Origin of the sequence: Malaciobacter halophilus (assembly GCF_002837275.1) — a bacterium.
Taxonomy (GTDB): domain Bacteria; phylum Campylobacterota; class Campylobacteria; order Campylobacterales; family Arcobacteraceae; genus Malaciobacter; species Malaciobacter halophilus.
Genome location: NZ_NXIF01000093.1, coordinates 1 through 8,403, shown reverse-complemented (window position 1 = coordinate 8,403; position 8,403 = coordinate 1). Strand labels below are relative to the sequence as shown.

General features: G+C 26.2%; 5 protein-coding genes and 1 pseudogene. 4 read left to right on the top strand and 2 right to left on the bottom strand.

The window, feature by feature from the left end:
- The first annotated feature begins 107 nt into the window (after positions 1–107).
- Positions 108–2,510: an SEL1-like repeat protein gene (locus CP960_RS13500; RefSeq protein WP_101185982.1), complete on the top strand. Its 2,403-nt coding sequence runs from the start codon at positions 108–110 to the stop codon at positions 2,508–2,510.
- A 25-nt stretch (positions 2,511–2,535) separates the two neighbouring features.
- Here the strand turns inward: CP960_RS13500 and CP960_RS13495 are convergent, their stop codons facing one another.
- The gene (locus tag CP960_RS13495) at positions 2,536–3,462 is read right to left on the bottom strand and encodes an AEC family transporter (protein ID WP_101185981.1); all 927 of its coding nucleotides are present in this window, start codon (positions 3,460–3,462) and stop codon (positions 2,536–2,538) included.
- 137 nt (positions 3,463–3,599) lie between these two features.
- Positions 3,600–4,448 (bottom strand): deoxyribonuclease IV, encoded by an 849-nt coding sequence (nfo, locus tag CP960_RS13490; RefSeq protein ID WP_101185980.1) that lies wholly within the window; start codon positions 4,446–4,448, stop codon positions 3,600–3,602.
- Between the two features lie 397 nt (positions 4,449–4,845).
- Between nfo and CP960_RS13485 the strand changes: the two genes are divergently transcribed.
- The 3 genes and pseudogenes from CP960_RS13485 to CP960_RS13475 form a co-directional block, all read left to right on the top strand.
- Entirely contained in the window at positions 4,846–6,045 is a 1,200-nt protein-coding gene (locus tag CP960_RS13485) for an NAD(P)/FAD-dependent oxidoreductase (RefSeq protein WP_101185979.1), read from the top strand.
- A gap of 105 nt (positions 6,046–6,150) precedes the next feature.
- A pseudogene (locus tag CP960_RS14075) lies at positions 6,151–8,109 on the top strand (EAL domain-containing protein).
- A gap of 106 nt (positions 8,110–8,215) precedes the next feature.
- On the top strand, positions 8,216–8,403 hold a 188-nt coding region (locus CP960_RS13475; RefSeq protein ID WP_133121163.1), incomplete at its 3' end, for a hypothetical protein.

Below are 8,403 nucleotides of genomic sequence, written 5' to 3'. Positions count from 1 at the left end.
CTATAAGGTCTAATAGTTTATATCTAAGAAAATATATGGAAAACAAGTCGTTAGATTACTAACAATGGTGGTATTTATACCAAAATATTAAATAAAAAGGAAGCTATATGAAATTTTTATCTTCAATTTTAATTGCTTTATTATTTTTCACAGGTTGTGCAAACCTTGGACTAAATACAAATAAAGTAAAACCCAAGCAAGAATTAATAGAAGATGCAAATGATGGAGATACTGAAGCAATCATTGCATTAGCAAATAATTACAATTTTCCTAAAACAAAAGAGGGATTATACTATTTTAACAAATGGTACACTATGCTTTTGCAAACTGAAAAAACAGAAAACTTATCAAAAATTGCAAAAATCTATGCAAATTATGATGATATGTTTATAAATGGTGAAAATAAAGTTGTTGAACTTTATAAAAAAGCTATTGAGCTTAAAAATTATGATGCGGCTGTTGAGCTTATAAAATATAATTTTACAAACTACAAAAGAGAAGAAGCAAAAGAGATTCAAGATAAAGTAATAGATAAACTATCAGAAAAACAGTTAGCTGAATTATATATCTTTTATAAAAACAAATATAGAAGAAATGAAGCTTCACAAATAAAAAGTTTAATGGATGAAAAAGGTTTTCAAGAACCTTTTGAAGCAAAAATTAAACAATTAAGAAAAATAGTTTATAGTAAAAATAGTGAAAATGATATAAATAGTTTTATAAATGAAACAATTGATACAAAAGACTCAAAAAAACTATTTGAACTTGCACAAAAGTTGCAAAAATATTATAGATACAAAGAAGCAATTAGAACATATGAAGCAGCATTTGAATTAGACAAAACAAATGCAAATGCATATTATGAAATTGCTAAAATCTATAAAAGAGGAAACTTTAAACAAAAGTTAAAAAGAGATAAGAAAAAAGCTGCACAATATTTACAAAAAGCTGCTTTACTTAACCATAAAGAAGCAACTGCTGATTTATTAGCTTATTATTCAAAAAATCCTGAATATATGGATAATTTTTTTGAAATAAAATCAAAACTTAATAAATCTGATGAAGGGAAACTATTAATAGCTAAATATTATGAATCAAAAAGATTTGACCAAAAAGCAAATGCAATATATAATGAATTAGCAGAAGATGGGAACAAAGAAGCAATTTTAAAACTTGCTAGTAAAAAACCATCAAAATACAACTTCAATCCAGAAGAGTATAAACTAACTCTTAAATGGCAGGACTATATTTTAAAAAGTGATGATATTGAACTAAAAAAAGAGTTAGAGAAAAAGTTAACTTCTTCATATGGATATAGAGATTACTTCAATGAAACAAAAGAGAAATTAAAAGACCTTCCAACAAATGAAGAAACAGATATTTTAGAACTTAGAAAATCAGCTTTATATAATAAATATAGAAAACCTGAAATTGCACTTGAATATTACAAAAAGGGTGTAGAAGCAGGTGATGTAAAAAGTGCAAAAAATCTTGCAAGATTTTATCTTAGTTCAAAACAACAAAAATATAATGAAGCTATAAAAGTATATGAAGACCTTCATAAAAGAGGTGACCTAGAAGCTACAAGACTGCTTGCAGAATTATATATAAAACCTCCATACTACCTTAAAAATTTTAAAAAAGAGCCTGAAAAAGGTCTTGCAATTTATGAAGATTTAGCGTCAAAAGGGAATATAGACTCAATTAATAGACTTGTAAATCTTTACCTTTGTGGAAGTTGTAAAGATAGTGAATCTATTCTCAACTACAAAAAAGGTTTTAAATACTCTAAACTACTTTTAGAAAAAAGAGGTTTAGCAAGAGATTATGCAAATATTGCTTGGGCTTATCACTATGGAAAAGGTGTTGAAATAGATTTACAAAAAGCTAAAGAGTATTATGAAAAAGCAGCTCAAAAAGGATATACTTCTGCTTATTATAACCTTGCTTGGCTATATTATAAAGATGATACATATGAACATAAACTTATTGAACTTAATTATGAAAAAGCTAAAGAGTATTTAGAGTTAGGAGCCCAACAAGGAAACTATGCTTGTATAAATCTTCTTGGAGTTTTTTACAAAAAAGGTTATGCAGGACAAAAAGATATACAAAAAGCAATATCACTTTTCAAAAGAGTTTATAAATATGATAAATATGCTTCTTTTCATTTAGGGGAATACTATAAAGATAAAAAAGAGTATAAAAAAGCTCTTAAATATTATGAAGTTTCTTCTAGAAATGGAAGTTCTGCTTCTAATATTGAACTTGGTATTCTTTATGAAAAAGGTTTAATAGGTAAAAAAGATGTTAAAACTGCTTTAAAATATTATGAAAAAGCTTTTAGAAACAATAGTGATAAAACTCAAAAAGATATTGCAGCATATAATATTGGCCTTATTTATCAATATGGAAAAGGTGAAATTAAAAAAGACCTAAAAAAAGCTAAAGCTTATTTTGAAATATCAAACTACAAAAAAGCTAAAACTCAATTAAGATTAATCAAATAAGTAAGAGAAATCACTCTTACTTATTTTAAATATAGTCTTGAAAAAGCATCAAGATTGTTGAAATTGTAACAATAGAAACTAATGTCTGAGTTGTAATAATTGCAGACATTAGTTTCAAGTCTCCTCCCAATTCTCTTGCAAGAATATAAGCACTAGAAGCTGTTGGCATTGAACCAAAAAGAACTAAAATTGTTAAAGCTTGCCCAGTAACACCAAAATTTATTCCTATAAAAAATATAATTACAGGAAAAATTGCTAACTTTATAAATAAAGAACTAAATAACTCTAATTTAACCTCTTTTATATGTTTTATATGAAGACCAACCCCAACAGATAAAAGTCCTAAAGGTAAAGCAGCTGAGCTTAAAATACCAAGAGTATTCTCAATAGGAGGAAATAAACTTATACTAAAAAAGTTTAATAAACCACCAACTACACACCCTAAAATTAATGGGTTTTTTAATATAGATTTAACAAAAGATTTTATATCAATTTTATTATTTGTTGCATATATTGAAAAAATAGTTATACAAAGTATATTAATTGCAGGTATCATAAAAGTCATCAGAAGTGCTGCTAGAACTAACCCCGTATCACCAAAAAGTGCGTCTGTTAGGGCTAAAAAAACATAACTATTAAACCTTATTGCTCCTTGATAAACTGAGGTGAAGGCTTTACCTTCAAAAAGAAAAAGGTATTTTGAAAGCAACATTAAAAAAATAGTTAATACAATAAGTGTTACTAAACCTGCTGATACAAAAGTTATACCATTTATATCCTCCAAAGAAGCTGTTGATAGTTTATATATAAGTAGCGCAGGGAAAAGAGCATAATAAGTAAACTTATCGGCATACTTCCAAAACTCTATACTTGGAAATTCAATTCTTTTAAAAATATACCCAAGAGATATAAGAAAAAAAATTGGTAAAAGTGCCACCACTATTGTTTGCATTTATCTTCCTTAAAAACAGTAGTATTAAAAGTAGTTGATTATACAACTTTTTTTAGATATTTTTAATTAGCCTATATTTTACAAATAAATTTTTATTTAATTAAAGTAGTTATAAAATACTCAAAGTAAGATATAATTTATCTTACTTCTTCTAAATCATATAAAGCTTGAATCTCTTCAGGCCAAATTGTTTCATCAATAGTTTCTAAAACCATTGGAATATCATCCATTCTTTCATCATTCATAATAAACTTAAATGCATCCCAACCAATTTGACCTTCTCCTAAGCTATGATGTCTATCTACTCTACTTCCAAGCTCTGGCTTTGAGTCATTTAAATGCATGCCCATAAGATACTCTCGTCCTATTATTTCATCAAACTCTTTCCAAGTTTTATCATAAGCTTCACGTGTTCTAATATCATATCCAGCTGTAAACATATGACAAGTATCAATACATACACCAATTCTACTTTTATCTTCAACTTTATCAATTAAGTATGCTAAATGCTCAAACTTATATCCTAAGTTAGAACCTTGACCTGCAGTGTTTTCAATAACTAGTTTTATATCATTTGTTGCATCAATTGCTTGATTTAAAGATAATGCAATTCTATCTAAGCACTCTTCTTCGCTTATCTTTCTTAAGTGACTTCCTGGATGAAAATTAAGTCTATCAAGTTTAAGAATTTCACATCTTTGTATTTCATGTAAAAATCCATCTAAAGACTTTTGTCTTTTCTCTTCTTCAGGATGTCCTAAATTAATCAAATAAGAGTCATGAGGTAAGATATGTTTCGCTTCAATACCTGTTTTTTCCATCTCTTCAAACCACTTATCCAAAGTTTTTGTATCAAAATCTTTTGCTTTCCATTGCCTTTGGTTCTTAACAAATAAAGCAAATGCTTTACAACCTATTTCTCTTGCATTAATAGGTGCATTAAATACACCTCCACTTGCACTTACATGTGCTCCTACATACTTCATAATAATTCCTATTTATTTTTTTGGATAATACAAAAATGCTTCTTTAAAAATAATTTACTTATAAAAATAGTAAAAATTATAACTTTTATTAAAGATTAAAGTATATAAGAAAAAAAAGAGTTTTTAAAGTTTTTATTTAATTTTTAAGTTTTTGCTACTAACTTACTACTTTTTGATTATAAAGTCATCACTTAAATTATTTTATTAGAGTAATTTTTTTGAAAGTTTAATATATTTGAAGTATTTAAACTATATATTCATTGACAACTCTTTTTTATTTAAAAAATGTTTTAATTTACTTGTAAGTTTAATTAAAATAACAAAACTCTTAATTATCTATTTTTACTATATATTTATAAATTAAGAGTTTAAAATAATAGAAAAAAAGGCAACATTAATGAAAAAAGTAGTAATCATTGGTGGTGGATATGCAGGTATTTATGCATTAAGAGAACTGGTTAAAAATAAAAATATAAAAATAACACTAATTGATAAACATACATATCACAACTTGCAACCTGAAGTTTATGATTTAATAGCAAATAAATCAAACTTTGCAGATGTAACAATTGATTTAACTACACTTTGTATGGGGTTTAATCATAATCATTTGGAATTCAAAAATCTAAAAGTAAGAAGAATTGACAAAGAACAGAAAAAAATCTTTACAGAAGAGAAAGAGATAGTAGAATATGACTATTTGATATTAGCTGCTGGAACAAGAACGTTCTTCCCTCCTCAAATTCCAGGTTTAAACCATGCAGATGATATAAAAAAACTTCACAGAGCAATTGATTTTAAGCAAAGCTTTGAAAAACAACTATTTGAAAAGATTAGAGATGAAGCAAAACAGTGTGCAGATACACACATAGTTGTAGTAGGAGCTGGTTTATCAGGAGTTGAAATTGCAGCAGAGATGGCATACTACTCTAACAAGTTTTTCAAAAGGGGAAATTTTTCATGTGATAATTTAAAAATATCTTTAATAAGTAGTTCTGCTAGTATTCTACCTGGACTTACTCAAGAGTTAATAAATATATCTCAAGAAAGACTAAAATCTTTAGGAATCAATATAATAACTAATACAAAACTTCAAAAAGTTGAAGAAGGATACTGTTACTTATCAAACGGTACAAAAATAAACCATTCTTTTGTTATTTTTACTGGTGGGGTAGAAGCTTCTCCTCTTACAGAAGGTTTAAATGTACAAACAAACCAAAAAGGACAACTACTTGTAAATGAGTATATGCAAGCACTTGAACATGAAAATATTTTTGCCATAGGAGATATAGCAGAAATAAGAAATAATAAAGATGAAATCATGCCTCCAAATGTAACAATTGCTCGAATTAGTGGTACAGTTGCAGGTAAAAATGTATTAAAATCAATAGAAGGTAAAAGTTTAATAAAAACAAATCCTAAGTTAGATGGTATTCTTATTGCTCTTGGTGGAGAGTATGCAGCGGGTAATCTTTTTGGGCTTATTCATGTAAAAGGTAAGCTTGCATATTTTATTAAGAAATATGTTTTTCACTCATATAGAAAACCCCTATTAAAACTTATTAAATCTGGTTACAATAAATTTCGAAAATTTTAAGTATCATTTAGTCTTATTGACTAAGTGATATTATAATTTATAATAAAATAATATTTTAAGAAACAAATATATACAATACTGTAAACAATACTATTTTGGAAACTTATGGATAAATCAATTACTTACAAGAGACTCATCACAAAAATAATAATTTTAACATTAGTTATTACTTTAGGAGTTGCTTTTATTTATGGAGAATATCTCAAACGAGATGCAATAGAAAAATTAACTAAAATTGATGCAAAGAAAACAAGTAAGCTTATTTTTCAATCTTTATACTCGGCTATGGAAAAAGGCTGGAATAAAGAGGACTTAAAAAAAATCATAGATAGAATAAATACTATTGACGAAGAGATGATTGTAAATGTATATAGAAGTCCTATAGTTGCACAAGTCTATGGAGATATTAAAAGTGACGCAAAAGCAAGAAAAGCAAATCCTTTTGTAAAACAAGCTTTAAAAAATAGAGAAGTATTAAACATCATAGATGATAGTATGATTCAGTTTTTTTATCCAATTGTAGCAGAACAGCAATGTATAAAATGCCATACAAATGCAAAAGAAGGTGATGTTTTAGGTGTAATTGACATCTCTTACCCTGTAAATGATTTGAAAGTTTCATTATCTACAATGATAAACTTTTTTGCGATGTTTATTGTAATGTTCTCTTTAATAGTTTTTTTAGCTTTATATTTTGAGTTTGATAAGTATTTGGTTAAACCAATTAAACTTTTTGTAGATAAAATAAATGATATTTCTGAAAATAAAGATATAAAACAAAGAGTTAAATTAGATAATAAGATAAAAGAGATAACATCTATGCAAAAAGTTTTCAATAATATGCTAGACTCTTTAGAGTATCAATTTTATAATGATGAATTAACAGCACTTCCAAATAGAAAAAAACTCCTTGAAATAGTAAATGAGAATAAATATGCTTCATTAATGCTTATTAATATTGATAAATTTCAAGAAATAAATGACTTATATGGTGACCATGTAGGGAATGAGCTTTTAGTTCATATTTCTGAAATACTAGAAGAGAACTCACCTAAATCTTCTACTTTATTCAAGCTTCATGCAGATGAATATGCACTTTATTATGAACAAGATTTATCTTTAGAAGAGTTAAAAAGTTTAGCTTTATATTTAATTGATAGTATTGAAAAAAATGCTTTCGTTGTAAAAGATGAGAATGAAGCACATGTTAATGTATCAATTGGTATTGCAATAGGGAATGAAGCGTTACTAACAAATGCAGATATTGCACTTAAAATAGCAAAAAGAAAAAGACAAAAATTTATTCTTTATGATTCTTCTATGAAAATAGAGCATGAATATGAACAAAATCTAAAATGGGGTAAGAAAATTAAGGATGCCATAAAAGAAGATAGATTTATTCCTCTTTTTCAACCTATTGTAGATACAAGAACTCAAAAAGTTTTAAAATATGAATCTTTAATAAGAATGGTAGATAAAAATGGTGAATTAATATCACCAATCCATTTTTTAGAATTAGCAAAGAAAAATAAACTTTATCCACAACTTACAATGATTATGATAAAAAAAACTTTTGAGAAATTTAGCAAATTAGATAAAAAAGTATCAATTAATTTAAGTGTTGATGATATATTAAATAAAGAAGTCTATGAGTATATTATTAAACATTTAAAAATCTCAAATTTTGGAGAAAGAGTTGTTTTTGAACTTATAGAATCAGAAGGTATTGAAAACTTTGAAGAGGTACTTAAATTTATTGAAGATGTAAAACATTATGGTTGCCAAATCTCTATTGATGACTTTGGAACTGGATACTCAAACTTCGAATATCTAATGAAACTTAAAGTTGATTATATAAAAATTGATGCTTAAATGATTAGAGATATTGATACAAATAAAGAGTCTCAAATGGTAACTGAAACTATAATTGATTTTGCAAATAAAATGGGTATTGAAACTATTGCAGAGTTTATCCACTCTAAAAATGTTTATGAAAAGGTAAAAGAGATAGGAATTCATTATGCACAAGGATATTATTTTGGAGAGCCTACTAGTTTAGATTAGTATATTTATAGTTTAAATCAAAAAAAACAATTTTTTTATAATATTAAATAATTTTTTAACTTATTATTAGATAATATTTTCTATTACTTTTACAAAGGCCTATTTAATGTCGAAGATAATAGAAAATATAGATAAACAACTACGCCCACAAATAACACAAACCATAAAATCAAGAATCAAACTACTAAACTATAGAAGTGACCTGCCAGATATACTAAATGAGAGTCTAAGTGTATATAAACTAAATGGAATTAGTAAAGTAAATAGTCCATATGAATTTGAAGTAGTATTTGT

What these genes read in the sequence shown, in the direction of transcription:
- CP960_RS13500 (WP_101185982.1), top strand. Translation starts at nt 108, where the DNA reads ATGAAATTTTTATCTTCAATTTTAATTGCTTTATTATTTTTCACAGGT.
- CP960_RS13495 (WP_101185981.1), bottom strand. Translation starts at nt 3,462, where the DNA reads ATGCAAACAATAGTGGTGGCACTTTTACCAATTTTTTTTCTTATATCT.
- nfo (WP_101185980.1), bottom strand. Translation starts at nt 4,448, where the DNA reads ATGAAGTATGTAGGAGCACATGTAAGTGCAAGTGGAGGTGTATTTAAT.
- CP960_RS13485 (WP_101185979.1), top strand. Translation starts at nt 4,846, where the DNA reads ATGAAAAAAGTAGTAATCATTGGTGGTGGATATGCAGGTATTTATGCA.